18 protein-coding genes are annotated in these 25,397 nt (G+C 73.2%); 8 read left to right on the forward strand and 10 right to left on the reverse strand.

What is annotated here, in order from left to right:
* Window positions 1–138 precede the first annotated feature (138 nt).
* A complete protein-coding gene (locus ACFC1X_RS37200; RefSeq protein ID WP_376363045.1) occupies window positions 139–3,531 on the reverse strand; it encodes an ATP-dependent helicase in 3,393 nt (1,130 codons plus the stop codon).
* A gap of 275 nt (window positions 3,532–3,806) precedes the next feature.
* Entirely contained in the window at window positions 3,807–4,193 is a 387-nt protein-coding gene (locus tag ACFC1X_RS37205; RefSeq protein WP_376363048.1) for an MGMT family protein, read from the reverse strand.
* A gap of 185 nt (window positions 4,194–4,378) precedes the next feature.
* On the opposite strand from ACFC1X_RS37205, the gene ACFC1X_RS37210 reads away from it, so the two are divergent.
* From ACFC1X_RS37210 to ACFC1X_RS37220, 3 genes are all read left to right on the forward strand, one after another.
* Window positions 4,379–7,192 (forward strand): YbhN family protein, encoded by a 2,814-nt coding sequence (locus tag ACFC1X_RS37210; protein WP_376363051.1) that lies wholly within the window; start codon window positions 4,379–4,381, stop codon window positions 7,190–7,192.
* A 119-nt stretch (window positions 7,193–7,311) separates the two neighbouring features.
* The gene (locus ACFC1X_RS37215; RefSeq protein WP_376363054.1) at window positions 7,312–8,862 is read left to right on the forward strand and encodes an alpha/beta hydrolase; all 1,551 of its coding nucleotides are present in this window, start codon (window positions 7,312–7,314) and stop codon (window positions 8,860–8,862) included.
* 140 nt (window positions 8,863–9,002) lie between these two features.
* Window positions 9,003–10,544 (forward strand): alpha/beta hydrolase, encoded by a 1,542-nt coding sequence (locus ACFC1X_RS37220; RefSeq protein WP_376363057.1) that lies wholly within the window; start codon window positions 9,003–9,005, stop codon window positions 10,542–10,544.
* 83 nt (window positions 10,545–10,627) lie between these two features.
* Here ACFC1X_RS37220 and moeZ read toward each other — a convergent pair whose 3' ends face one another.
* The 7 genes from moeZ to ACFC1X_RS37255 form a co-directional block, all read right to left on the reverse strand.
* Window positions 10,628–11,806 (reverse strand): adenylyltransferase/sulfurtransferase MoeZ, encoded by a 1,179-nt coding sequence (moeZ, locus tag ACFC1X_RS37225; protein ID WP_161331531.1) that lies wholly within the window; start codon window positions 11,804–11,806, stop codon window positions 10,628–10,630.
* 63 nt (window positions 11,807–11,869) lie between these two features.
* The gene (locus ACFC1X_RS37230; RefSeq protein WP_376363061.1) at window positions 11,870–12,619 is read right to left on the reverse strand and encodes a spherulation-specific family 4 protein; all 750 of its coding nucleotides are present in this window, start codon (window positions 12,617–12,619) and stop codon (window positions 11,870–11,872) included.
* Window positions 12,607–13,665: an NAD-dependent epimerase/dehydratase family protein gene (locus ACFC1X_RS37235; protein WP_376363064.1), complete on the reverse strand. Its 1,059-nt coding sequence runs from the start codon at window positions 13,663–13,665 to the stop codon at window positions 12,607–12,609. The genes ACFC1X_RS37230 and ACFC1X_RS37235 overlap by 13 nt, the downstream gene beginning before the upstream one ends.
* Window positions 13,666–13,764: 99 nt before the next feature.
* Entirely contained in the window at window positions 13,765–15,039 is a 1,275-nt protein-coding gene (locus ACFC1X_RS37240) for a hypothetical protein (protein WP_376363067.1), read from the reverse strand.
* Window positions 15,036–16,754: a DUF3492 domain-containing protein gene (locus ACFC1X_RS37245; RefSeq protein WP_376363069.1), complete on the reverse strand. Its 1,719-nt coding sequence runs from the start codon at window positions 16,752–16,754 to the stop codon at window positions 15,036–15,038. Before ACFC1X_RS37245 ends, ACFC1X_RS37240 begins: the two co-directional genes overlap by 4 nt.
* Before the next feature lie 211 nt (window positions 16,755–16,965).
* On the reverse strand, window positions 16,966–18,555 hold the full coding sequence (locus ACFC1X_RS37250; RefSeq protein WP_376363072.1) for a DUF3152 domain-containing protein: 1,590 nt from the start codon (window positions 18,553–18,555) through the stop codon (window positions 16,966–16,968).
* 8 nt (window positions 18,556–18,563) lie between these two features.
* A complete protein-coding gene (locus ACFC1X_RS37255) occupies window positions 18,564–19,598 on the reverse strand; it encodes an alpha/beta fold hydrolase (protein WP_376363075.1) in 1,035 nt (344 codons plus the stop codon).
* Between the two features lie 214 nt (window positions 19,599–19,812).
* Between ACFC1X_RS37255 and ACFC1X_RS37260 the strand changes: the two genes are divergently transcribed.
* From ACFC1X_RS37260 to ACFC1X_RS37275, 4 genes are all read left to right on the forward strand, one after another.
* Window positions 19,813–20,034 carry a hypothetical protein gene (locus tag ACFC1X_RS37260; RefSeq protein ID WP_376363078.1) on the forward strand — a complete coding sequence of 74 codons (222 nt, stop codon included), beginning with the start codon at window positions 19,813–19,815 and terminating at the stop codon, window positions 20,032–20,034.
* Window positions 20,035–20,212: 178 nt separating this feature from the next.
* Entirely contained in the window at window positions 20,213–20,854 is a 642-nt protein-coding gene (locus ACFC1X_RS37265; RefSeq protein ID WP_376363081.1) for a TetR/AcrR family transcriptional regulator, read from the forward strand.
* 157 nt (window positions 20,855–21,011) lie between these two features.
* Complete coding sequence (locus ACFC1X_RS37270) at window positions 21,012–21,239, forward strand: DUF3107 domain-containing protein (protein WP_376363084.1); 228 nt, start codon at window positions 21,012–21,014, stop codon at window positions 21,237–21,239.
* 209 nt (window positions 21,240–21,448) lie between these two features.
* Window positions 21,449–21,718: a hypothetical protein gene (locus ACFC1X_RS37275; RefSeq protein ID WP_161328107.1), complete on the forward strand. Its 270-nt coding sequence runs from the start codon at window positions 21,449–21,451 to the stop codon at window positions 21,716–21,718.
* 41 nt (window positions 21,719–21,759) lie between these two features.
* On the opposite strand, the gene ACFC1X_RS37280 is transcribed toward ACFC1X_RS37275, so the two are convergent.
* Window positions 21,760–22,533, reverse strand: a complete 774-nt coding sequence (locus ACFC1X_RS37280; protein ID WP_125492219.1) for a ferritin-like domain-containing protein — start codon at window positions 22,531–22,533, stop codon at window positions 21,760–21,762.
* 492 nt (window positions 22,534–23,025) lie between these two features.
* Here ACFC1X_RS37280 and ACFC1X_RS37285 point away from each other — a divergent pair.
* Window positions 23,026–25,397 (forward strand): DEAD/DEAH box helicase (locus ACFC1X_RS37285; protein ID WP_376363088.1); only part of this gene is annotated, 2,372 nt, incomplete at its 3' end.

Raw genomic sequence — 25,397 nt, forward strand, 5'->3', positions numbered from 1 at the left:
CGAGGAGCCGGCGGAAGCGCTGGTCAGCACCTGTGGTGCGGCTCGTCACACCGGTCACGGCGCGGCTGGTCACACAGGTCACGGCACGGCTCATCACACCGGTCGCGGCGCGGCTCATACCGGTCGCGGCCGCCCCGTCTACTCCACGACGTGCCGTCCCTCGGGCCGCGCGCTGCACGACGCGCGGAAGGCGCAGTGCGTGCAGTGCTGGCCGGCGGTCGGAGTGAAGCGTTCGTCGAGGACCTTGCCGGCGGCCGTGGCCAGCAGGTCGCCGACCCACTCGCCCGCCGCCCCCTCCGGCGACTCCTGCGCCTGCACCTTGGGCAGGGTCTCGCCGCCGTCCCGCCGGGCCGCGCCCTGGCGGAGCTGGACGAGTTCGGCTCCGCCCGGTTCGGGGCGTACGCCGTCGAAGGCCTCGTCGACGGCGCCCTCGCGGACCGCGAGCTGGTAGACGGCGAGCTGCGGGTGGTGGGCCACCTCGTCCGCGGTGGGCGCCTGCTTGCCGGTCTTGAAGTCGACGACGTAGGCGCGACCGTCGCCGTCCCTCTCGACGCGGTCCATCTGGCCGCGGATGCGCACCTCGTACTCGCCCGCCTCCAGGGTCACGTCGAAGTCGTGCTCGCTGGCCACCGGCGTGCGCCCCGCGCGGTCCATGACGTGCCACTTCAGGAAGCGTTCGAGCGCCACGCGCGCGTTGGCCTTCTCCTGTGCGGACTTCCACGGCGCGTCGAAGGCGAGCGCGTTCCACACGGAGTCGAGGCGTTCCATGAGGACGGCGAGGTCGGCCGGGGTGCGCCCGGAGGCCACCTCGTCGGCGAGGACGTGCACGACGTTGCCGAAGCCCTGGGCGGCCGTCGCGGGCGCGTCCGCCTTGACCTCGCGGCCCAGGAACCACTGCAGGGCGCACGTGTTGGCCAACTGGTCCAGGGCGCTGCCGGAGAGCGTGACGGGGTGGTCGCGGTCGCACAGCGGCACCTTGCTCTCAGTCGGGTCCCACATGCCCCACCAGCGGTACGGGTGGGCGGACGGCACCAGCGGGCGGCCGTCCTCGTCGGCGAGGGCGGCCAGCCGGGCCAGGCGCCGGGCGGCGGCCTCCCTGAGGGGTTCGGAGACGCGGGGGTCGACGGTGGTGGCCCGCAGCTCGGCGACGAGCGCCGCGACGGCGAGGGGGCGGCGCGGACGGCCCGTGACGTCGGTGGGTTCGACGCCGAGTTCGGTCAGGAACCGGGAGGGCTGGTCGCCGTCGTCGGCCGGTGCCTTCACCGCGGTCACGACGAGGCGTTCACGCGCGCGCGTGGCGGCCACGTAGAACAGGCGCCGTTCCTCGGCGAGCAGCGCTCCGGGTGTCAGCGGTTCGGCGAGACCGTCGCGGCCGATCCGGTCGGCCTCCAGCAGGGAGCCGCGGCGCCGCAGGTCCGGCCAGAGTCCCTCCTGGACGCCCGCGACGACGACCAGCCGCCACTCCAGCCCCTTCGAGCGGTGCGCGGTCATCAGGCGGACGGCGTCGGGGCGTACGGGACGCCGCGTGAGGGTGTCGGCGGCGATGTCCTCGGCGTCGATCTCCTCCAGGAAGTTCAGGGCGCCCCGGCCACCGGTGCGCTCCTCCGCGCGGGCGGCCGTCGCGAACAGCGCGCACACGGCGTCGAGATCGCGGTCGGCGTTGCGTCCGGCGGCGCCGCCGCGCCGGGCGGAGCGTTCCAGACGGGTCGGCCACGGGGTGCCGTCCCACAGATCCCACAGAGCCTCCTCGGCGCTGCCGCCGTCCGCCAGGCGCGCGCGGGCCTGGCGGAGCAACGCGCCGAGACGCTGGGCCCCGCGCGCGTAGGCGGGGTCGTGGACCGCCAGCCGCTCGGGCTCGGCCAGCGCACGCGCGAGCAGCTCGTCCGAGGGCGCGGGCAGCGCGTTGCCGGCGGCCCGCTCCTCGTCGCGCAGGGCGCGGCCCAGGCGGCGCAGGTCGGCCGCGTCCATGGCGGCGAGGGGGGAGGTGAGGAGGGTGAGGGCGGTCTCGGTGGGGAGCCAGCAGGGGGCCGCGGTGTCCGGCCCCGTCTCCGTCTCCGGGTTCGCCCCTGCCTCCGGGGCCGCCACGGTCTCCGCGTCCGCCGCGGCGCCGGTCCCGGGCTCGCCCGCACCTGTACCCGCCTCCGCCTCCGCCACCGCCCGCAGTGCCGTCAGCAGGGGCGCCACCGCGGGCTCGTGGCGCAGCGGAAGGTCGTCGCCGTCGATGTCCAGCGGGACGCCGGCCGCGGTGAGGGCCCGGCGCATCGTGGGGATGGTACGTGAGCCGGCGCGCACCAGAACGGCCATGTCGCCCCAGGGGACGCCGTCCTCCAGGTGGGCCCGGCGCAGGATGTCGGCGACGTTGTCCAGTTCGGTACCGGAGGTCGGGTACGTGTACACCTCGACGCGCCCCCCGTCCCGCACCGGGGTCAGCTCGCGGTGGGCTCGCACCTTGGCGGCGGGCAGGCGGGTCAGGGGCATCCGCTGGGTCAGCAGGCGGGTGCCGGCCAGCAGGGCCGCCCCGGAGCGCCGCGAGGTCCGCAGTACCTCGACCGGCGCCGGACGGCCGTCCGCGCGCGGGAAGGCGGCCGGGAAGTCCAGGATGCCGTTCACGTCCGCGCCCCGGAAGGCGTAGATCGACTGGTCGGGGTCGCCGAAGGCGACGAGGGTGCGCCCGCCGCCGGCCAGGGCGTGCAGCAGCCGTACCTGGGCCGGGTCGGTGTCCTGGTACTCGTCGACGTAGACCGCGTCGTACCGGCCCGCGAGGTGTGCGGCGACCTCGGGGCGGCGGGCGAGGAGCACCGCGCGGTGGACGAGTTCCGCGTAGTCGAGCACGCCCTGCAGGTCGAGCACGTCGAGGTACTCGGCCAGGAAGACGGCGGCGGCCCGCCAGTCGGGGCGGCCGATGCGCCGGGCGAAGTCTCCCAGCGCCTCCGGGCCGAGACCGAGTTCGCGGCTGCGGGCGAGCACCGCGCGGACCTCGTCGGCGAAGCCGCGGGTGGTCAGGCAGGCGCGCAGTTCGTCGGGCCAGCGCACGTGGGCCAGTCCGAGCCGCTCCAGGTCGACCTGCCCGGCGAGCAGCTCGCGCACCGTGACGTCCTGCTCCGGGCCGGACAGCAGGCGCAGGGGCTCCACGAACAGGTCGCTGTCCTGGTGGGCGCGGACCAGGGCGTAACCGAACGAGTGAAAAGTGGTCGCGCGGGGGGCGCGGGCGGCGCCCATGCGCAGGGCCATGCGGTCCCGCAGTTCGACGGCGGCCTTGCGGCTGAAGGTCAGCACCAGGATGCGCTCGGGGTCGCCGCCCTTGGCGATCCGGTCCGCCACGGACTCGACGAGCGTGGTGGTCTTGCCGGTGCCCGGACCCGCGAGGACGAGCAGCGGCCCGGCGGCGTGGTCAACCACGGAACGCTGTGCGGCGTCCAGACGAGGGGGGTCCCTTCGCGCCGGCGGGGTACGCACCAGTCGGTAAGCGCCGCGGCTCCCCCGTCGCACCTGGGGGTGCGACGGGTGTCCGGTGGAGGAAGAGGAGCTCACGTGGTTCGCCGGTCCTGGTGGGTGTGCTGGTGGGCCGTCCGCGTCGCGCGCACGGCGGTGACCGCGGGATGAGGGGGACGCGTGCGGCCGACGCTACGCCGACGGACGAGGTGGAAGCAGAGCTTCCTCTTCTTCCCTCTCTTCCCTCGGGTCACTCGCGACGCGCGTGCCCCCCGCCCCACGAACGTACGTCATGCCACAGACATGCCCGTTGTGTCCCGTTTCCCTCATCCGGATCACAGGTCACACGCCGACCGGTCTCATGGCGGAAGCTGTCAGGTGTGACCCTGCGCACGTCCGCCGCCGTCCCACCGCGCCCGCTTCAGGTCGAGGCGCGGCAGATGGCCCTCCGCGGCCCTGCTCGCCTCCTTCAGGGGCGTGCCCTCGTCCCGGTAGCGGTCGAGGGCCTCCAGTTCGCGCCCGGCGAGCAGCGCCCCGTCCGCGCGGACGACACGCCACCAGGGGACGCCTCCCCCGTAGAGGGACATCACGCGGCCGACCTGACGGGGTCCCCCCTCCTCCAGGTACTCGGCGACGTCCCCGTACGTCATGACGCGGCCCGGCGGGATCAGTTCGGTCACGTCGAGGACCCGCTCGGCATACTCGCTCAGCGCGTCCGCGTGCTCCGCGCGGGCGTCGTCCGGAAGGCTCTGCTCGCTCATCCGCCCCATCCTGCCGCACCCCTGCGACAAGGCGACGCGCTCCCGACGGTGCGCGTCCCTCGCCCGGACGCGGCGCTTCGGGCAGACTGTGCGGCCCGCACGGGCACCCTGATGCCTGCCGAGGCCGACGCGGCATGCCACCATCGTGCGGGCGGTGACCAGTGATACGAGAGCAAGAAGAGGCGATGAAGCAGCAGGGTGTGCACCCCGAGGACGCCGAGGGCACCTCTGACTCTTCGTCGCGCCCGGACACCGCGGACGACAGCGGCGGGAAGTCCGCCCGGCGTGCGGCGGCGGGCAGGTCGGCCACGGCCGCCGATCCCGACGACGTGGCGCACATCGACGAGGTGGAGGGCGACGAACCACTCCTCCCCGCGCGCGTGCACCGCCCCTCCGACCTCATGCGGCTGCTGGTGGGCGTGCTCGCCGTCGCCGTGCTCCTCGCCGTGGCCGCCTTCGCGCACGGCACCACCTCCGGCCTCGAACAGGACATCAACAAGGGCACCGGGCAGGCTCCCGACCTGCTCATCAAGATCGCGGGGCTGGCGTCCAGCATCGCGATCCTCCTGGTGCCGGTCGCCTTCGCGATCGAACGGCTGATCAAACGGGACGGGCTGCGGATCGCCGACGGCGTACTGGCGGCGGTCCTCGCGCACGGGGTGACCCTGGCCACGGACCTGTGGGTCGCCAAGGCCGCCCCGGGGTCCATCCAGGAGGCGCTCACCCAGCCGTCGCCGGGCGACATCCACGCGCTGACCGACCCCGTGCACGGCTATCTGGCCCCGGTCATCGCGTACATGACCGCGGTCGGCATGTCCCGCAGACCTCGCTGGCGCGCGGTGCTGTGGATCGTGCTGCTCCTAGACGCGTTCTCGATGCTCGTCACCGGCTACACCACGCCGTTCTCGATCATCCTGACCGTCCTCATCGGCTGGACCGTGGCCTACGGCACGCTGTACGCGGTCGGCTCCCCCAACGTCCGGCCCACCGGACGGACGCTGATGGCGGGCCTGCGGCACGTCGGCTTCCGCCCGGTGACCGCCGCCCGCGAGGAAGCACCGGCGGACACCGCGGAGACCGGCGACCGCGGCCGCCGCTACTTCGTCACGCTGGAGGACGGCCGGCCGCTGGACGTGACGGTGGTGGACCGGGAGCAGCAGGCGCAGGGCTTTTTCTACCGCGCGTGGCGCAATCTGACGCTGCGCGGCTTCGCCACCCGCAGCAGCCTCCCGTCCCTGCGGCAGGCCCTGGAGCAGGAGGCGCTGCTCGCCTACGCGGCGATCGGCGCCGGAGCCAACGCCCCCAAACTGATCGCGACGTCCGAGCTGGGGCCCGACGCCGTGATGCTCGTCTACGAGCACACCGGCGGACGCACCCTCGACTCCCTGCCCGACGAGGAGATCACCGACGAGCTGCTGCGCGGCACGTGGGAGCAGGTCCAGGCGCTGCAGTCCCGGCGCATCGCGCACCGCAGGCTGGTGGGCGACGCGATCCTGGTGGATCGTTCCGGCACGGTGATCCTCACCGACCTGCGCATCGGCGAGATCGCCGCCGGAGACCTGCTGCTGCGCATGGACATCTCCCAGCTCCTGGTGACGCTCGGCCTGCGGGTGGGCGCCGAACGCGCGGTCGCCTCGGCGGTGGACGTGCTCGGTCCCGACGCCGTGGCGGACTGCCTGCCGATGCTCCAGCCCATCGCGCTCAGCCGCTCCACCCGCGCGACGCTGCGCAGACTCGCGCGGGAACGCGCGGAGCGCGAGCGTGAGGCGGTCCTGGAGTCGTCCCGGCAGGCCAAGCTGGCCCGTGCCGAGGCGGCCGCCGGGGAGGACGCGGGCGACACACCCGAGAAGAGCGTCCAGCTCACCAAGACGGAAGACACCAGCAAGGCCGAGAAGACCGACAAGGCAGACAAGCCCGACAAGAAGGCCGCGCGGGCGGAACAGCGGGCCGAGAAGCGGGCCGTGGAAGAGGCGCTGGAGGAGGCTCGTGAGGAGGACCTGCTCACCCTGATCCGGCACGCGGTGCTGCGCATCAGGCCGCAGGCCCCCGTCGAGCCCGCCCGGCTGGAGCGGGTGCGTCCGCGCACGCTGATCAGCTTCATCGCCGGGGCGATCGGCGCGTACTTCCTGTTGACGCAGCTCACCCACATCGAGTTCGGTCCGCTGATCTCGAACGCCCAGTGGGGCTGGGTGGCCGCGGCCGTGCTGTTCTCGGCCGCGAGTTATATCGCGGCGGCGATGGCCCTGCTGGGCTTCGTGCCCGAGCGGGTGCCGTTCCTGCGGACCGTGGCCGCGCAGGTCGCCGGCTCGTTCGTGAAGATCGTCGCCCCGGCGGCGGTCGGCGGCGTGGCGCTGAACACCCGCTTCCTCCAGCGCGCGGGCGTGCGCCCGGGGCTCGCGGTGGCGAGTGTCGGGGCCTCGCAGTTGTTCGGGCTCGGCTGCCACATCCTGATGCTGCTGGCCTTCGGCTATCTGACCGGCACCGAGAAGACGCCGTCGCTGTCCCCGTCCCGGACGGTCATCGCGGGTCTGCTGACCGTGGCGGTGCTGGTGCTCGTGGTGACCTCGGTGCCGTTCCTGCGCAAATTCGTCGTCACGCGCGTGCGGTCGCTTTTCGCCGGAGTCGTACCGCGCATGCTGGACGTGCTGCAGCGGCCGCAGAAACTGATCACCGGCATCGGCGGCATGCTGCTGCTCACCGCCTGCTTCGTGATGTGCCTGGACGCCTCGATCCGGGCCTTCGGCGACGACTCGACCTCCATCAGCCTGGCGAGCGTCGCGGTCGTCTTCCTCGCGGGCAACGCCCTGGGGTCCGCCGCGCCGACGCCGGGCGGTGTGGGCGCGGTCGAGGCGACGCTGACGGTCGGTCTGATCGCCGTCGGCCTCCCCAAGGAGGTCGCCGCGCCCGCGGTGCTGCTCTACCGGCTGCTGACTCTGTGGCTGCCGGTCCTGCCGGGCTGGCTGATGTTCAACCACCTGACGCGGAAAGAGGCGCTCTGACCTACGCGTCAAACCGCGCGTCCGCGTCAAACCGCGCGTCAACCCACGCGTCAGCCCGCCCGTCCCTCGTACGGCCCCTGCCCCGAGCGCACCGCCCGGCGCGACCGCACGATGGACGCATGCCGAATCCCTCCCGGCTGCGCGCCGCCGCCCTGACCGCCACCGCCGTCACGCTGTCCGCCCTGCTGGCAGGGTGCGGCGGCGGTTCGCAAGAGGACGACGAGAACCTCTCGCAGCAGAAGCTCAGCTGGAAGGAGTGCCCGGCACCGTCCGAGGCCGAGGGCGGTGGCGCCGCCCCCTCCCCGCTGCCGGACGGCGACGAGTGGCAGTGCGCCACCATGAAGGCGCCCCTCGACTACGACGACCCCGAGGGCGACACGATCGACCTCGCGCTGATCCGGGCCGAGTCGAGCGGTGCGGCCGACCGGCGGATCGGCTCGCTGATCTTCAACTTCGGCGGCCCCGGCGGATCGGGCGTGACCACGCTGCCCGCCTTCGGGCAGGACTACGCGAAGCTGCGCACGCGCTACGACCTGGTCAGCTTCGACCCGCGCGGCGTCGGCCGCAGTGCCCCGGTGGAGTGCCTGGACGACAAGCAGCTCGACACCTACTTCCAGCAGGACGCCACCCCCGACGACGCGGCCGAGCGCACCGAGCTGGTGGGCAACACGGAGAAGTTCAACGCGGCCTGCGAGAAGAACTCGAAGAAGGTCCTCCCGCACGTGCCCACCACCGACGCGGCCCGCGACATGGACCTGATGCGCCAGGTCCTCGGCGACGACAAGCTGTACTACTTCGGCATCTCCTACGGCACCGAACTCGGCGGCGTCTACGCCCACCTGTTCCCGAAGCGGGTGGGCCGGGCCGTCTTCGACGCGGTCGTCGACCCCACGCAGACCCCGGAACAGGGCTCCCTCGGTCAGGCCGAGGGCTTCCAGCTCGCGCTCGACAACTTCGCCGAGGACTGCGTGTCCCAGATCGAGGACTGTCCGATCGGGGACACCGCCGACGACGTCAAGTCTCGTATCGCACGGCTGCTGAAGGACCTGGACCGCAAACCGCTCCCCGGCATCTTCCCCCGCGAACTGACCCAGACCGCGGCGACCGGCGGCATCGCACAGGCGCTGTACTCGAAGGACTTCTGGGAGTACCTCACCGAGGGCCTGCAGCAGGCCTACGACGGTGACGGCCGGGTCCTCATGGTGCTGTCGGACTCGTTGAACGGGCGCAACGAGAACGGCCAGTACAGCAACATCACCGCGGCCAATGTCGCGATCAACTGCGCCGACGACAAGCCCCGGTACGACACCGCCTACGTTGAGAGCAAGCTGCCCGAATTCCGCAAGGCGTCGCCGCTGTTCGGAGACTTCCTCGCCTGGTCCATGCTCAGCTGCACCGACTGGGCGGTGGCCGGCGCCGCCAACCATCCGGACGTCAGCGCTCCGGGTGCGCCCCCGATCCTGGTGATCGGCAACACCGGTGACCCGGCGACGCCGTACGAGGGGGCCGGGAGGATGGCCGAGGCGCTGGGCCAGGGCGTCGGTGTGGAACTGACCTACAAGGGCCAGGGCCACGGTGCCTACGACAGCAAGGACAAGTGCGTGCGGAACGCGGTGGACGGCTACCTGCTGGACGGGAAGGTACCCGCGGCCGGCACCGTCTGCCCCTGACCGCGACCTCGCCCCAGGACTGGGAAAACGCCAGGTCAAAGCGTTATCCACAGGCTTCGGCGGGCGCTGCGTGATCCGCCTACCATGGCATGACCGCCATCCGCCGCACGGCGCGGACGGCTTGCGTGGGGGGAGAGGACATGGCGCGTCTCGTACGGTGGACGGCTCTGACGGCCGCCGCCGCACTGCTGACGGCGGGCTGCAGCGGCGGCTCGTCCGACGAGGACAGGGACGACGGGGGCAGGAGCAGCGCGGGGCCCTCGGCGGCGGCACCGTCCGGGGTGCCCGAGGCGCTGGCCTCCCAGTCGCTGGACTGGAGCCGCTGCGAAGGCACCGCCGACTCCCCCGCACCGGACGGCGACTGGCAGTGCGCCACACTCAAGGCGCCGCTCGACTGGTCCGAACCGAAGGGCGAGACCATAGACCTCGCGCTGATCCGGGCCGAGGCGAAGAGCGACAAGCGCGTCGGCTCCCTGCTGTTCAACTTCGGTGGCCCGGGCGCCTCCGGCGTCTCCATGATGCCGTCCTACGGCGAGAGCGTCTCCTCGCTGCACGAGCGGTACGACCTGGTGAGCTGGGACCCACGCGGGGTGGCCGCCAGCGAGGGCGTCCGCTGCCGCACCGACGAGGCGATCGAGGCGGCCGAGACGGTGGACTCCACGCCGGACACCGCGACCGAGGAACAGGCGTACCTGAAGGACGCGACCGACTTCGGCAAGGGCTGCCAGAAGGCCGCCGGCAAGCTGATGGCGCACGTCGCGACCACGGACACGGCCCGCGACATGGACCTGATGCGCCATGTACTGGGCGACGAGAAGATGCACTACTTCGGCATCTCGTACGGCACCGAACTCGGCGGGGTGTACGCCCACCTGTTCCCGAAGCGGGTGGGCCGCGTGATCCTCGACGCCGTCGTGGACCCGGGCGCCGACACGATGGGCCACGCCGAGAACCAGGCCAGGGGCTTCCAGCGGGCGCTGGACGACTACCTGAAGTCGACCGGGCAGGAACCCCGGCAGGGATCGCGGAAGATCGCCGCCCTGCTGGAGCGGCTGGACGCGGAGCCCCTGCCGACGTCGTCGCCGGGACGGAAGCTGACGCAGACGCTGGCGTTCACCGGCATCGTGCTGCCGCTCTACAGCAAGACCAGTTGGCCGGCCCTGACCAGCGCGCTGGCGGCGGCCGAGGAGGGCGACGGCTCGGAGCTGCTCGCCCTCGCCGACGGCTACAACGAACGCGACGACTCGGGGCGCTACGGCACGACGACCCACTCCCAACGGGTCATATCGTGCCTGGACGACAAGCAGCGGCCCACCGTGGAGGAGACGAAGGCCCTGCTGCCGAGGTTCGAGAAGGTCTCGCCGGTCTTCGGAGCCTTCCTGGGCTGGGACACGGCCGGCTGGTGTCACGACTGGCCCGTTCCCGGACAGCACGAGACTCCGGAGGTGAGCGCGTCCGGCGCGGCCCCGATCCTGGTGGTCGGCAACACCGGGGACCCGGCCACGCCCTACGAGGGTGCCCGCAGGATGGCGGACGAGCTGGGCAAGGACGTCGGTGTGATGCTCACCTGGAAGGGCGAGGGGCACGGGGCGTACGGGAGCGGGAGCGACTGCGTCGACTCCGCGGTGGACGCCTACCTGCTGAAAGGGACGGTGCCCGAGGACGGCAAGGTCTGCTCATGACGACGGCGGGGGCTTCGGGCACCCGTGGTGCGCGAAACCCCCGCCGTCCGGAGGACCAGCCTCGGTCGGTGGACCGGCTTCGGTCAGTAGACCGGCTTCGCCGGCTCGATCTGGTTGACCCAGCCGATCACGCCGCCGCCGACGTGCACGGCGTCCGAGAAGCCGGCGGACTTCAGGACCGCCAGGACTTCCGCACTGCGGACACCCGTCTTGCAGTTCAAGACGATCTTCTTGTCCTGCGGCAGGCTCTCCAGGGCGGAGCCCATGAGGAACTCGTTCTTCGGGATCAGCCTGGCGCCCGGGATGGAGACGATCTCGAACTCGTTCGGCTCGCGGACGTCGATGAGTTCGATGTTCTCGCCGTCGTCCATCCACTCCTTGAGCTGCTTGGGAGTGATCGTGGAGTCGGCGGCCGCCGCCTGGGCCTCCTCGGACACGACGCCGCAGAAGGCCTCGTAGTCGATGAGCTCGGTGACGGTCGGGTTCTCGCCGCAGACCGCGCAGTCGGGGTCCTTGCGGACCTTGACCTGGCGGTACTGCATCTCCAGGGCGTCGTAGATCATCAGACGGCCGACCAGCGGCTCACCGATGCCCGCGAGGAGCTTGATGGCCTCGTTGGTCTGGATGGAGCCGATGGACGCGCACAGCACGCCCAGGACGCCGCCCTCGGCGCAGGAGGGGACCATGCCGGGGGGCGGGGGCTCCGGGTAGAGGCAGCGGTAGCACGGACCGTGCTCGGACCAGAAGACGGACGCCTGGCCGTCGAAGCGGTAGATCGAGCCCCAGACGTAGGGCTTGTTCAGCAGCACACAGGCGTCGTTGACCAGGTAGCGGGTCGCGAAGTTGTCCGTACCGTCGACGATCAGGTCGTACTCGCGGAAGATGTCCATCACGTTGTCGGCCTCGAGCCGCTCCTCGTGAAGGATCACATCCACGTACGGGTTGATGCCCTTGATGGTGTCGCGGGCGGACTCGGCCTTCGAGCGGCCGATGTCGGCCTGGCTGTGGATGACCTGCCGCTGCAGGTTGGACTCGTCGACCTCGTCGAACTCGACGATGCCGAGCGTGCCGACACCGGCTGCCGCCAGGTACATCAGGGTCGGCGAACCGAGGCCGCCCGCGCCCACGGCGAGCACCTTGGCGTTCTTCAGCCGCTTCTGCCCGTCCATCCCCACGTCGGGGATGATCAGGTGGCGGGAGTACCTGCGGACCTCGTCTACGGTGAGCTCGGCGGCCGGCTCGACCAGGGGTGGCAGCGACACGGGGACTCCGTTGGTCGGTCAGTGATTACGGTTGTTCTGCCAGTAACACTGCCACGGCCTTTTTCATTCCGAGACACCTGTCCCGACCCGCGAGACGATTTCGTCCCAGTAGCCGGGCATCGTCTCCCAGGGGTCCACCCGGCCGCCCAGGTCCGTGCGATCGGTGAAGTAGATCGTCGCGGCACCCTGCCAGCGGGCGATGCGCAGCGCCTCCTCCAGGTGCCCGCGCGGCACGCCGTGGACGAAGTGGCAGAAGCGCTCGGGCGGGTGGTCGGCGCTCCACTCGGCCGCCTGGGACCAGCGGTAGTCGGCCCAGGTGCCGGAGAAGGTGACGAGCTGGTCGGCGTTCTCGGCGTAGCCGGGGTAGGGGTGGGTGCCGTGGCCGAGGACGATGTGGGCGTCGTCACGGATCACGCGGAGCGTGCCGACGGTGCGGCGGATCTCGGGGAGGGCGGCCCGTTCGGACGGGCAGCGGTCGAGGAGGAAGCCGTCGACCTGGTACCAGTCGAGATACCGGTGGGCCTCGGAGATCTGATCGCCGAGGCTGCGTGCCCCGTACGCGGCGTCGACGTGGCCGAGGACGCGGACGCCCGCGTTGCGCAGGCGCCCGGCGGCCTCCAGGCAGCGCGGGTCGGGGTGGGCGCCGGGGCCGTCGGCGATGTTGAGGACGACCCAGTGCAGGGGTGTGCCGGGGCAGGTGAGGCCGGCCCACTCGTCGGGGGCGACGAGGGGGTGGGCCAGCCCGGGGACGCCGAGGCCGGTGCGTATGCCGGTGCTCGCGGTGCCCGTCCTCGTGCTGGTCAGATACGACATGCCGCCTCCATCCAGATGTCCGCGAGGGACTCTTCGAGACCGATCCGGGGCCGCCAGCCGAGCCGGTCGCGTGCGGTGCGCACATCGGCCTGCTGCCAGCTGCCGCAGCCGTCGGGGTAGGGGTAGGCGACCGGCGCGGCGTGCTCGGTGTCGGCGCGGTCGCCGCGGTGCCCGAGGGGTTCCGGACGGTGGTGGCCGAGGGCGTCGGCGCGGTGGTGGCCCAGGGCGTCGACGCGGTGCCCGGCGGATTCGGTGCGGGGATGGCCGATGGTGGGCCGCAGCGCGCCGGGCGGTCCGTCGAGTTCGTGCAGGGCGCCTCCGTAGCCGGCCACGCGGGCGAGGGTGGCGGCGGCGTCGCGCAGGCGGACGGCGCGGCCGGAGCCGATGTTGATGACGCCCTGGGCGGCGGAGAGCGAGGCGGCGTGCACGGCGCGGGCGACGTCGCGGACGTCGATGAAGTCGCGCTGGGCACCGAGGCCGCCGAGCCGCAGCTCACCGTCGCCGGACTGCATCGCGCGGCGCATGGCCTCGGCGAGGCGGCCCAGCGGGGAGCCGGCGGGGGTGCCGGGTCCCGCGGGTGAGAAGACGCGGAGGACGACGGCGTCCAGGCCGGAGCCGAGGACCAGCTCGGTCGCGGCGAGCTTGCTCACGCCGTAGGGGCCGCCGGGGCGGGGCACGGCGTCCTCCGCGGTGGAGGAGCCGGGCTGGCTGGGCCCGTACTCCGCGCTGCAGCCGACCTGCACCAGCCGGGCGCCGCACCCGCTGCGGCGCAGGGCCTCGCAGACGGTGGCGACGGCGACGGTGTTGTGCCGGGTGAGTTCGCGGGCGCCGCCCCGGGTGGCGCCGGCGCAGTTGACGACGACGCCGGGGTGGACCGCGTCCAGGAAGCGGGTGAGGGCGCCGGGGCTGCCGCTGGCGAGGTCGAAGCGGACGTCGGCGTCGTCGCCACGGCCGAGAGCGGTGAGCTGGACGGCCGGGTCGGCGAGGAGGCGGTCGGCGACGAAGCGTCCGATGTAGCCGTTGGCTCCGATCAGCAGGACTCTCATCGGGCGGCTCCCGGTGCCGAGGCGTCGGGTCGGGAGGTGGTCATCTGGGGGCTCCTTCAAGGGGTGTTGCGGACGTGTGGATGGCTGTCCGGGGCGCGCTCATCCCGGCCGCTCCGTCGCTGCGTCGGCATGGGCGTGGGCGTGGGCGGACGCCCTGGTCAGGCGGCGGGACGCGTGCACCAGGAGGGTCAGCGCACCGATGCCGCAGGCCGCCGTGGGCACACCGGCCGGGCCGCAGACGGCGACCACGGCCTCCACGGGGACGGCCAGGAAGTCACAGCCGGGGAGGCGGCCGGCGAAGAGCGTGGCCAGGGCGGCTCCCTCGGCGGCGGCCGTGGCGGTGAGGACGAGGGTGGCGGAGTGGGCGTGGCCGTGCACGGTGAGCAGCCGGGCGAGCAGCAGCAGGGCGCCCAGGGCGAGGGCCTGGGGGTGGGCCGCGGGCTCGTCCAGGACCGCGCCGGTCAGCGTGAGCAGGACCGTCAGAACGCCCATGTACAGGGCGAACGTGCCGAGCAGGAGGGGGCGTACGGAGGCGGAGAAGTCGGCGAGGCCGCGGCTGGACGTCAGTTTGCGCCGGGCGCGCACGGCGAAGAGGTGGGCGCAGACCGCGGCGGGCGCGCAGGACAGCGCGAGCGCCACGACGGGGGCGACGGTGACGGGCCACGCACCGTCGGCGGTGCCGTCCGGCAGGGCGTCGGGTCCGCCGGCGAGGGCGGTGCGCAGGAGTCCGTCGCCGAGGAGGGCGTAGCCGATCAGCCAGCAGGTCCAGGTACCGGTGGTGCGGGTGGCCGCGCTCAGCGGCCCTCGGCGCAGTGCCGCGCGCAGCGCCAGCGTCACGGCGAGCGCGCCGACGGCGGCCGCGATCAGGCGTGGCCGGCCTTCGGTGAGGCGCAGGCCGGCCACGGCGGCGGCGCACAGGAAGCCGGGCAGCAGGGCGAGCACGAGCCAGGCGGCGCGGACCCTCGGGGCCGGCGGGTCCGCGGGGCGCGGCGCCGGGTCGTCGTCGCGCGGGACGCGGGCGTACATCTCCTCCGCGAGGGAGAAGACGTCCCGGTGCCGGAAGCGTGCGGCGGTCCGGTCGGTGACGCCGTGCGCCTCCAGGCCGGCCGCGATCTCCAGCGGGTCCACGGCGCGTTCGCACAGTTCGCGGTGGCGGTGCATCAGGGCCTTCACGGGGTCCGCGGCGGACCGGCGGGCGCGGGTGGGCGACTGCCGGTCGCACGCGGGCGACCCGGCGCCCGCGCCACGGCTCCCGCTCTCATCCGTCCCACCGTCATCGCCACCGACGTCCGTCAGGGACCGGCGTGAGCGTTCGTCCCAGGCCCCCGGACTGCCGGGCGTCTCGGGCCGGTCCAGTTCGCCGAGGCCGCTCATCGGGACGCTCCCTCGGGCGCGGCGGAGACGGGGGTCGTGGCCGCGACGGGTGTGTCCGTCGCCCAGCCGGGGCCGCCGCGGACGGCGATCCGGGCCGCGGGATCGGCCCACCGGCCCGGGACGTGCGCCTCGGCCGGTACGCCGAACGGCAGGGGTTCGCCCATGTCGTCGAGGAGGACGCGCCGTACCGGGGTGCGCGAGACGATCTCCAGGTAAATGCCGTGAAATGCCGCGACGTTCTGCTCGACGGTGAACAGCTCCAGTGCGCGGGCGCGCGCGGCGGCTCCGAGGCGCTCGCGGCGCTCGGGGTCGCGCAGCAGGGCGACGCACGCCTCGGCGAGCGCCCGCGGATTGCGCGGGGGCACGACGAGTCCGGTGCCGCCGATGGCCTCCACCACCGCGCCGACGTCCGTGGACACGGTCGCGCGACCGCAGAACATGGCCTCGACCAGCCCGGCCGGGAACCCCTCGACGACGCTGGAGAGCACCACCAGGGCGGCGGAGGCGTACGCGTCGGCGCGGGACGGCAGTTCCGGCCCGCCGGTCTCCTCGAAGGAGACCGGGTTGCGGCCGACGGCGTGCGGACCGTCGGCCTCGTCGGGGAAGAGCTGCGCGGCCAGGCCCTTGCAGTGGGCGAGGTAGGCCGCGCCCTCGGGGCCGGACGGCGTGCCGACGACCCGCAGGCGCGCCCCGGGCTCGGCCCTGCGGATCTCCGCGAAGGCGTGCAGCAGCGAGACCAGATCCTTGGCCGGCTCGACGCGGCCGACCCAGACGACGGTCTGCGGATCGGCGCACTCCGGCGACTCCCCCGCCTCGGCGAAGGGCGCGGCGTCCATGCCCGGGTGGACCGTGCGGAGCTTGGCTCGGTCGGCACCGCAGCGTTCCTGCCAGCGGCGGGCGTGCGTGTTGCCGGGTGTGATCACGGCCGCGCGCCGGTAGGTCTCGGCGGCCAGCCGCCCGTGGAACGCGGCCAGCAGGGTCCGTATCGACGGCGGGGCGTCGGGTTCCGTGAGGTAGTGCGAGCGCAACCGGACCCCGTACTCGGTCACCAGCAGCGGCACGTCGTAGAAGTGGCGGGCGAGCAGACCGGGCAGGGCGGCCGGGCCGCCGGAGGCCGCGTGGCACAGGTCCACGGCGCCGAGGCCGTCGTCCTCGTACCAGTCGAGCGAGAGGGGGCGCAGGGCGCGTTCGAGGCGCGCGGCGACGGTGAGCAGATCGGGGACGCGCGCCTCGCGTGCGGAGCGGTGGGCGCCGGGCGCGCGACAGGCGCGTTCCAGGGCGCGCACGGCGCTGTCCGACCGGAGCGCTGCGGGCAGCCCGCCCTCGTCGCGGGCGAGTTCGGCGAGGCCGTACAGCGCGCTGGCGAAACGGTCCGCCTCAAGGGCCGACGCCTCCTCGGAGACCGCGGACGGATCTCCGGGTGCGGCCGTGCACAGGGCCGTGGCGAACTCGCCGTAGCACTCGGCGAAGCGCCGGCGCGCGCGCCGTCCGAGCACGATCCCGTCGTCCTCGGCCTCCCACAGCGAGGCGGTGCGCACCCGGCTGACCTGCGGCGGCAGCGGCACCCACCCCTCGGCCTCCTGGTGCTCGCTGCGGCTGAGCGCGTAGACGTCGAACTCGTGCCGGTCCAGCCCGCGCACGAGCCGGTCGCACCAGAGTCCGGCCTCACCGCTCACATACGGATAGCCACCCTCCGTAAGCAGTCCGATGCGCACGCGCGCACCCCCGATCTCCCGTTTGGGGAGCCGCCGTTGGCCCGGCGGCTCGCAGCGGGACGAACGTATGCGGACAAGGCGGTGGCGCGATGGACGGTTGTCCGTCGCGCCACCAAAAGGGGTGAACGGTCGTAACTTTCCCGTGCGGGGCGCGTTCCGTCGCGCTAAGAGATCAAGAGGTCACCGCATGTGACTCTTCGGCCAAGCCCGGTCAGCCCTTCGGGAAGGCCCAGGCGTTGGGGCGGCAGTCGATCCCGTCGTGGTCGACGAACTTGGTCTGCTGCTGCATGACCGGGGCGAGTTCGCCGCCCTTGTCGCAGGTGACGTGGTTGAAGCCGAGGCGGTGGCCGACCTCGTGGTTGATCAGCATCTGGCGGTACGCGAGCATCGCGTCACCGAAGGGCTCCGCGCCCTGCGCCCACCGGTAGGCGTTGATCATCACGCGTTCGGTGGCGGCGGAGTCGCAGGAGACGTTGTCCTCGGTCGTGTCCAGGCCGGACTTGGCGCACCAGTCGGCGGTGGTGCCGGGGCTGGCCAGCGTGATCACGAAGTCGGGCTGTCCCGAGTGGATGCGCTCGAAGGTGCGGGCGCCGTCGTGGGCCCAGCTCCGCTCGTCGTTGAGGGTCTTCTGCACGGCCTCCGCGAAGAGGTCGCCGTCGAGGCCGAGCCCCTGTTCGACGTCCACACGGTAGGTGTACTTCTGTCCCTTGCCGGGCGCCTTGGCGATGCCGGGGATCGCGTCGAACTTCCCCGACGCCTTGAGCTTGGGACTGAGCGGGTACCTCTTGCCGAGCTTCTGCTCGTACGTCAGGGGTGCGGCGGCCTCGGGCGCGGAGGGTGTCGGCCGTTCGTCGTCGCGGGACGCGGAGTCGTGGGCGTCGCGGGCCTGGCCGGAGGCCGACTGCGACCGCGTACCGCCGCCTCCGTCCGCCCCGTCGGCGACCTGGCCGGCCACGACCACCGCGAGCACGGTGGTGACGGCGGCCGCCGCGATGCCGGTGAAGGCCCTGCCCTTGCCGCCCTTGGCCGGCGCGGGCTCGCCCGTGGGCGGGGCGTCGTCGTCGCCGTCGTCCACGCCCGGTCCCGCGTCCGCGCCGAGGCGGCCGCCGCCGTCCGCGCTCCAGTCGGTGACGGAGGCGTACGGGTCGGCGGACGGCGCGGGGGCGGGCGTACGACGCGGAGGGCGGGAGGCGAAGACGTCGTCGTCCTCGGCGAAGGCGTCCAGGTAGTCCTGGCGCGGCCCGCCCTGAGGCGCCTGCCGCTGCCGAGGGAGGGGCGGGCCCGGCCGGGTGAACCGGTCGGGAGCCGCCGCCCGGCCGTTCAACTCGCCCCAGCCGCCGCCCGCTTCACGCTGCTCGGGGTGACCGCCCCGAACCCGCGGCACACCCTGCGCGGGCGTGCCGTCGGAGAACCTGGGGACGCCGTGCGCGGGCGTGCCGTCGGGCAACCTGGGCACCCCCTGCGCGGGAGTGCCGTCGGAGAACCTGGGCACCCCGTGCGCGGGCGTGCCGTCGGGAAACCGCGGGCCCCCGTACGCGGGCGTACCGCCCGGGGCACCCTGCGCACCCGGGAAACCGCGCGCCGGTCCGCCGCCGCCCGGAAGCGTCGGGTAACCATGGGCGGGCGTACCGTCCGGGAACCGTGGATCAAGACCTCGCCCCGGACCCGCGTGTCCCTGGGGACCGATCTGCGGGCTCCCCTGGGGCCCGCTCTGGGGACCCCGGGGTCCACCCCGCGCCTTGGCGGCGGTGTCCGCGGTGTCGGCCTTCGGGGCGGGTCCACGGCGGCTGTGGCGTCCCACGTCGCGCCTCAGCCTCCTGTGCTCTGGTTGGCGGGTTCGTCGTCGACGATCCCGTCGGTCCGCTCGCCGGCCATCGGCCGCTCGGTGTCCGCGAGGAGTTCACGGAAGGCCGTGGCCACGGTCTCCGGGTATTCCATCATCGCCACGTGACCCGCGTCCGGCAGGGTGAGCAGCCGGGAGTCACGGAAGGCGCGGACGGCCCGTCCAGCCATGCGGTAGCCGACGAGTTGGTCGCGTCCACCGTAGACCAGCAGGGTCGGTGCGAGAACCCGTTCGGCCTGTCGCCACAGACCGTACTGGCCACCCACCGTGTACGCGTTCACGATCCCGCGGGCGGAACGCGCCATCGCGTCCCAGAAGTACGGCAGCCGCAGCCGCCGCTCCATCTCCTCGACGGCGTTGCGGAAGCCCTCCGGCGACACCAGTCCCGGATCTCCGTAGCAGAGCGCGGTCACACCGCGGACCCGCTGCTCAGCGGTCCATTCCCGGGTGAGCCGGTTGAACAGCGACACCACCCCCGGCAGCGCCAGCAGCCCCGTGGGCACGGCGCTGCGCTGCACGCGGAGCTCGGGCAGCGCGGGCGAGATCAAGGTCAGGGTGCGCACCAGGTCGGGCCGGGCCGCGGCGACCCGCGTGACGACGGCGCCGCCGAGCGAGTTGCCGAAGAGGTGCACGGGGCCGCGCCCGGACGCGTCGATGTGCCGGACGACCGCGCGGGCGTGGCCGGTGATCGAGTAGTTGCCGTCGTCCGGCGGCGGGGAGTCGCCGAAGCCGGGCAGGTCGATCGCCTCGCTCTCGACGACACCGTCCAGCAGCGGCATCAGCGCCGACCAGTTCTGGGAGGAGCCGCCGAGGCCGTGGACGTACAGGGCGGGCGGCAGGCCGTCGCGGAGCGGTCGCCTGGAACGCACCGTCAGGGTCATGCCGGGCAGGTGGACCGACCGGAGCCGCTCGCCGTCGGCGACCTTGACGGACCCGACCTTCGGCAGCACGTTCGCGGGCGGCGCGGAGGGCGGCTCGGAGTACGGCTCGGTCGAAGGCATGCGGCAATGTTACGAGACGATCACGCCGCGCCTCGTGTGTCGGCAGTCACAGGCGGCGGAGAGCCAGGGGCCCGGACCGGCGGACGGGACCGGCGGACCGGACCGGACGTGTGCGACGCATGGCGTCCGGATCGGGTGTCTCCTAGGCTCGTGGAGTGGGCACCCGCATGTGGCCCCCGCACCCGCGGGGACGTTCGTACGAAGGGAGCCCATCATGACCGTCGACCCGACCGATCCCGAGACCTTCGACGCCGAGACACCGGACCCCGAGGAAATCGATGTCGAGGCACCCGACGCCGACGCGGCCGAGCAGCACGCGGACCTCGCGCAGGAGCGCGACGACCCGCTTACCGGCGCCGACACCGACCGCGCCAACGAGGCCGACCTCGCCGAACAGGCCCGGGTCGTCTCCAGCGGCGAGGACGACTACCGCTGAGCGTCGAACGGAAGGAAGGCGCATCCCTGCCCGGCCTGGACCCTTTTGAAACCTGTTGTGCGGCTTTCGGCACCGTCCGGTCCGTGAAATTCTGCGCTCGCAGCACACACACCACGGTTACCGAAAAGTACGATGACGACGCGGCGCACACCGCACGAGGACGACTATGGGAGGCGGCGTGACAGCCATCGAGCAGACAGATGCGGTACGCCCGCGGGGCACACGCCTTCCCCGCCGAGCCCGACGCAATCAGCTGCTGGGCGCCGCACAGGAAGTGTTCGTGGCCCAGGGGTACCACGCGGCCGCGATGGACGACATCGCCGAGCGGGCCGGTGTCAGCAAGCCCGTGCTCTACCAGCACTTCCCGGGCAAGCTCGACCTCTACCTCGCCCTGCTGGACCAGCACTGCGAGGCGCTGATCCAGTCCGTGCGGAGCGCGCTCGCCTCGACGACCGACAACAAGCAGCGCGTCCGGGCGACGATGGACGCGTACTTCGCGTACGTCGAGGACGACGGCGGCGCCTTCCGCCTGGTCTTCGAGTCGGACCTGACCAACGAGCCCGCCGTGCGCGAGCGCGTCGACAAGGTCACCAACGAGTGCGCCGAGGCGATCTGCGACGTGATCGCCGAGGACACCGGCCTCTCGCGCGCCGAGTCGATGCTGCTGGCCTCCGGTCTCGGCGGCCTCGCCCAGGTGGTGGCCCGCTCCTGGCTGCACAGCGACCGCAGCGTGCCGCGCGACCAGGCGGTGCAGCTGCTGACCTCGCTGGCCTGGCGGGGCATCGCCGGCTTCCCGCTGCACGGCACCGAGCAGCACTGACGGTCGCGGTACGAGGGGCGCGCGGCGGGTCTGTTCCCGCCCGCTGTTCGCTCCTGGCGTTCTCCGACGCACCGTGTACGTCCCCTCACCGGGCTAATGTGTGCTGGGTACGGCGCGGAAGATCGCGCACTTCACTGACCGTCGGAGGGACATAGCCGTGGAGGTCAAGATCGGCGTGCAGCACGCGCCCCGCGAGATCGTTCTGGAGAGCGGTCAGAGTGCCGAGGAGGTCGAGCGGGTGGTGGCCGAGGCACTGGCCGGCAAGTCGGCGCTGCTGAGCCTCGTGGACGAACACGGCCGCAAGGTCCTGGTACCGGCCGACCGGCTCGCCTACGTCGAGATCGGCGAGCCGTCCCCGCGCAAGGTGGGCTTCGGCGCGCTGTAGCCCGGAATCGGGACGACGGACGAAGTCGCGGGAGGGGCCCGGCGGTGCGTGTCACCGCCGGACCCCTCCCGTTTCCGCGGAGTCGGCGGAGTCTCCCCGTTCACGGGTGGAACACAGTTCACCCACAGGGGGAGGGTTGCATTCCGCAGGTCAGGGGTATGACGGCTGTGACCGTTCGGGCAGGCCGGCCATGTGGGAGGGACCCCGACATGCTCTTGGAAGCGCTCAGCGCCGCGATCCTCGGACTCGCCCTGGCATGGGCGGCCGTCCATCGCCTGCCGCACCGCCTCCCCGCCCGGGTCCTGGTCCTGCCGACGGGCATCGCCGGAGCGCTCTTCGGGGCGTTCGTCACGCACACCGCACTGGGCGCCGGCGGCCTGCTGCTGGTGCTCCTGGGCTCGGCCGCGCTCTCCGCGGCCTCGCTGTCGCTGCTGCTGCGCCCCGCGGGAAGACTCCACCGCAGCTCGGCGACCGCCTGACCGGCCGCCGAGGCTCCGGAGCGGGCCCGAGCTGACAGCGGTCAGGCCGCCAGACCCAGCGCCGCCATCCGCTTGGTGTGCGCCTCGGTGATCCGGGAGAACATCCGGCCGACCTCGGCCAGGTCGAAGCCGTCCGCGACACCGCCCACGAGCATGGTCGACAACGCGTCCCGGTCGGCCACCACCCGCTGGGACTGCGAGAGGGCCTCGCCCATCAGCCGCCGCGCCCACAGCGCGAGCCGCCCGCCCACACGCGGGTCGGCGTCGATCGCCGCACGGACCTTCTCCACGGCGAAACCGGCGTGCCCGGTGTCGTCGAGCACGGCCAGCACCAGCTCACGGGTGTCCGCGTCGAGGCGGGCCGCGACCTCGCGGTAGAAGTCACTGGCGATGGAGTCGCCGACGTAGGCCTTGACGAGTCCCTCCAGCCAGTCCGAGGGGTCCGTCTGCTTGTGGAAGCCGTCGTAGGCGGCCACGAACGGCTCCATCGCCGCGGTCGGCTCCTCGCCGATCTCCGCGAGCCGGTCGCGCAGCCGCTCGAAGTGGTGGAACTCCGCCGACGCCATCTTCGCCAGCTCCGCCTTGTCCGCCAGCGTGGGCGCCAGCTTGGCGTCCTCCGCCAGCCGCTCGAACGCCGCCAGCTCGCCGTACGCGAGCGCGCCGAGCAGGTCCACGACGGCGGCGCGGTACTGCGGGTCGGCCGCGGCCGACGCCCAGTCCCGGGCGGCCACTCCGGTGGGGCCGGTGGCTTCGGCTGCTCCGGTGGTTTCGGCGGGGGCGTCTGCGGCGGTGCCAGGCTTGTCAGAGCTCGTCATGCAGCGCACAATAGCCCGCTCTTCGACAGCGGTAAGGCCCTGGTCAGTCAGTGTGACGACGACTACGTGACCAATTCGGCCATCGCATGTGCGCGAATCCGGGGTATGGTGGTAATGCGCCTGCCGAGTATGTGACGTACGGGTACGTGACATCGTCGTCGGGCCGCACGCATGAGGATGCCCGGTCGGTGGCCCGATCGGCTCCGACCCGACAGCCCTCCCTGCCGTACGCCACACTGCGTACGGAATCCGGAGGGGGACCCTCAGTGGTACGAGCGCTGGAGCGTCGACAGAGGTCCCGTGTCCTACGGCTCATCCGTAAGGCAGCCGACGTCCCCGACACGATCCGTCAAGACCCGCGCGCTCGCCTCGCACCACGTACACAGAAGAGGCAGCACCCTGACTACGACGTTCCGATCCCTCGGGATCCTCCCCGAGACCGCCGAAGCCCTCGAAGCCGTCGGCATCATCAACCCCTTCCCCATCCAGGAGATGACGCTCCCCGTGGCCCTGTCGGGCACGGACGTCATCGGCCAGGCCAAGACCGGCACCGGCAAGACGCTGGGCTTCGGCCTTCCGCTCCTCGAGCGCGTCACCGTCCCCGCGGACGTCGAGGCGGGGCGCGCCGCGCCCGAGGCCCTGACCGACGCCCCGCAGGCCCTCGTCGTCGTTCCGACGCGCGAGCTGTGCCAGCAGGTCACCAACGACCTCCTGACCGCCGGCAAGGTCCGCAACGTGCGCGTCACCGCGATCTACGGCGGCCGGGCCTACGAGCCGCAGGTCGAGGCCCTGAAGAAGGGCGTCGACGTGATCGTCGGCACCCCGGGCCGCCTGCTGGACCTCGCGGGCCAGAAGAAGCTCAGCCTGAAGCACGTCAAGTGCCTGGTCCTCGACGAGGCCGACGAGATGCTCGACCTGGGCTTCCTGCCCGACGTCGAGAAGATCATCAACATGCTGCCGACGCGGCGCCAGACCATGCTGTTCTCGGCGACCATGCCGGGTGCGGTCATCGGACTCGCCCGCCGCTACATGTCGCAGCCCACGCACATCCGCGCCACCTCGCCGGACGACGCGGGCGCGACGGTCGCGAACACGAAGCAGTTCATCTACCGCGCGCACAACATGGACAAGCCCGAGATGGTGGCGCGCATACTGCAGGCCGACGGCCGGGGACTGGCCATGGTCTTCTGCCGCACCAAGCGCACGGCGGCCGACCTGGCCGACCAGCTCAAGCAGCGCGGCTTCGCCTCCGGCGCGGTCCACGGCGACCTCGGCCAGGGCGCCCGCGAGCAGGCCCTGCGCGCCTTCCGCAACGGCAAGGTGGACGTGCTCGTCTGCACCGACGTGGCCGCCCGCGGCATCGACGTCGAGGGCGTGACGCACGTCATCAACTACCAGTCGCCGGAAGAGGAGAAGACGTACCTGCACCGCATCGGCCGCACCGGCCGCGCGGGCGCCAAGGGTACGGCGATCACGCTGGTCGACTGGGACGACATCCCCCGCTGGCAGCTGATCAACAAGGCGCTGGACCTGGGCTTCAACGACCCGCCGGAGACGTACTCCACCTCCCCGCACCTGTACACGGACCTCGGTATCCCCGCGGGTACCAAGGGTGTGCTGCCGCGCTCCGAGCGCACCCGCGCCGGGCTGGAGGCGGAGGTCCTGGAGGACCTGGGCGAGCCGGGCGGCCGCGGTGGCCGTACCCGCGGTGGCCGTGGCGGCCGGGACGAGTCCCGCCCCGCCGAGCGCGAGCGCTCCTCCCGTGAGACGCCGCGTCGCCGCCGCCGGATGCGCGGCGGGGCTCCGGTGGACGCGGACACCTCCGCGAGCGCCGCGACCGAGGCCGTGACCGGCGGTGCCGCCACGGACACCGAAGAGGCCGGCGGTCCCCGCACGCTGCGCCGCCGCCGGCGTACGCGTGGCGGTGAGCCGTCGCGCCGTCCGGTGCAGGCCACCACGGCCGACGCCCCGGTGGCGCAGGCCGCCGAGGACAGCGCCGTAGCGGTCTCCGAGGTCACCGACGTGGCGCAGGCCGCGGAGGTCGTGGAGACCCCGGCCAAGCCGCGTCGCCGCCGCACCCGCAAGTCTGCGGAGGCGCCGGCCGCTCCGCTGGAGACCACGTCCGCGACCGAGCCGACGGCCACGGCCCCGGCGGTCGTCGAGGCCCCGGTCGTCGAAGCACCCGTGGAGACCAAGCCGCGCCGCACGCGCAAGACGGCCGCCCCCAAGGCAGAGGCCGTCACCAAGGCGGAAGCGGTCGCCACCAAGGCGGAGGCTGTCGCCGACACCGCCGAAGGCACGGAGGCCAAGCCGCGCCGCCGTACGCGCAAGGCCGCCACCGCCGAGCCCGTCGAGGCGACCGAGGCCACCCAGGCCCCGGAGACCGCCGAGGCCAAGCCCCGCCGCACCCGGAAGACGGCCGCCACCAAGGCGGAGGCCGTCGCCGACACGGCCGAAGGCACCGAGGCCAAGCCCCGCCGCCGCACCCGCAAGGCCACCCAGGCCGCGGAGCCGGTCGAGGCCGCCGAGGCCGCCGCCGGTATCCCGGCACAGACGGCGCCGGAGACGGAAGCGGTCGAGGCCAAGCCCCGCCGCACCCGGAAGACCGCCGCCGCCAAGGCGGAGGCCGTCGCGGACACCGCCGAAGGCACGGAGACCAAGCCGCGCCGCCGCACCCGCAAGGCCGCCACCGCCGAGCCCGTCGAGGCCGCCGAGGAAGCGGTCGAGGCCAAGCCCCGCCGCACCCGGAAGACCGCCGCCGCCAAGGCCGAGGCCGTCGCCGACACGGCCGAAGGCACCGAGGCCAAGCCCCGCCGCCGCACCCGCAAGGCCACCCAGGCCGCGGAGCCGGTCGAGGCCGCCGA

Origin of the sequence: Streptomyces sp. NPDC056128 (assembly GCF_042263835.1) — a bacterium.
Taxonomy (GTDB): domain Bacteria; phylum Actinomycetota; class Actinomycetes; order Streptomycetales; family Streptomycetaceae; genus Streptomyces.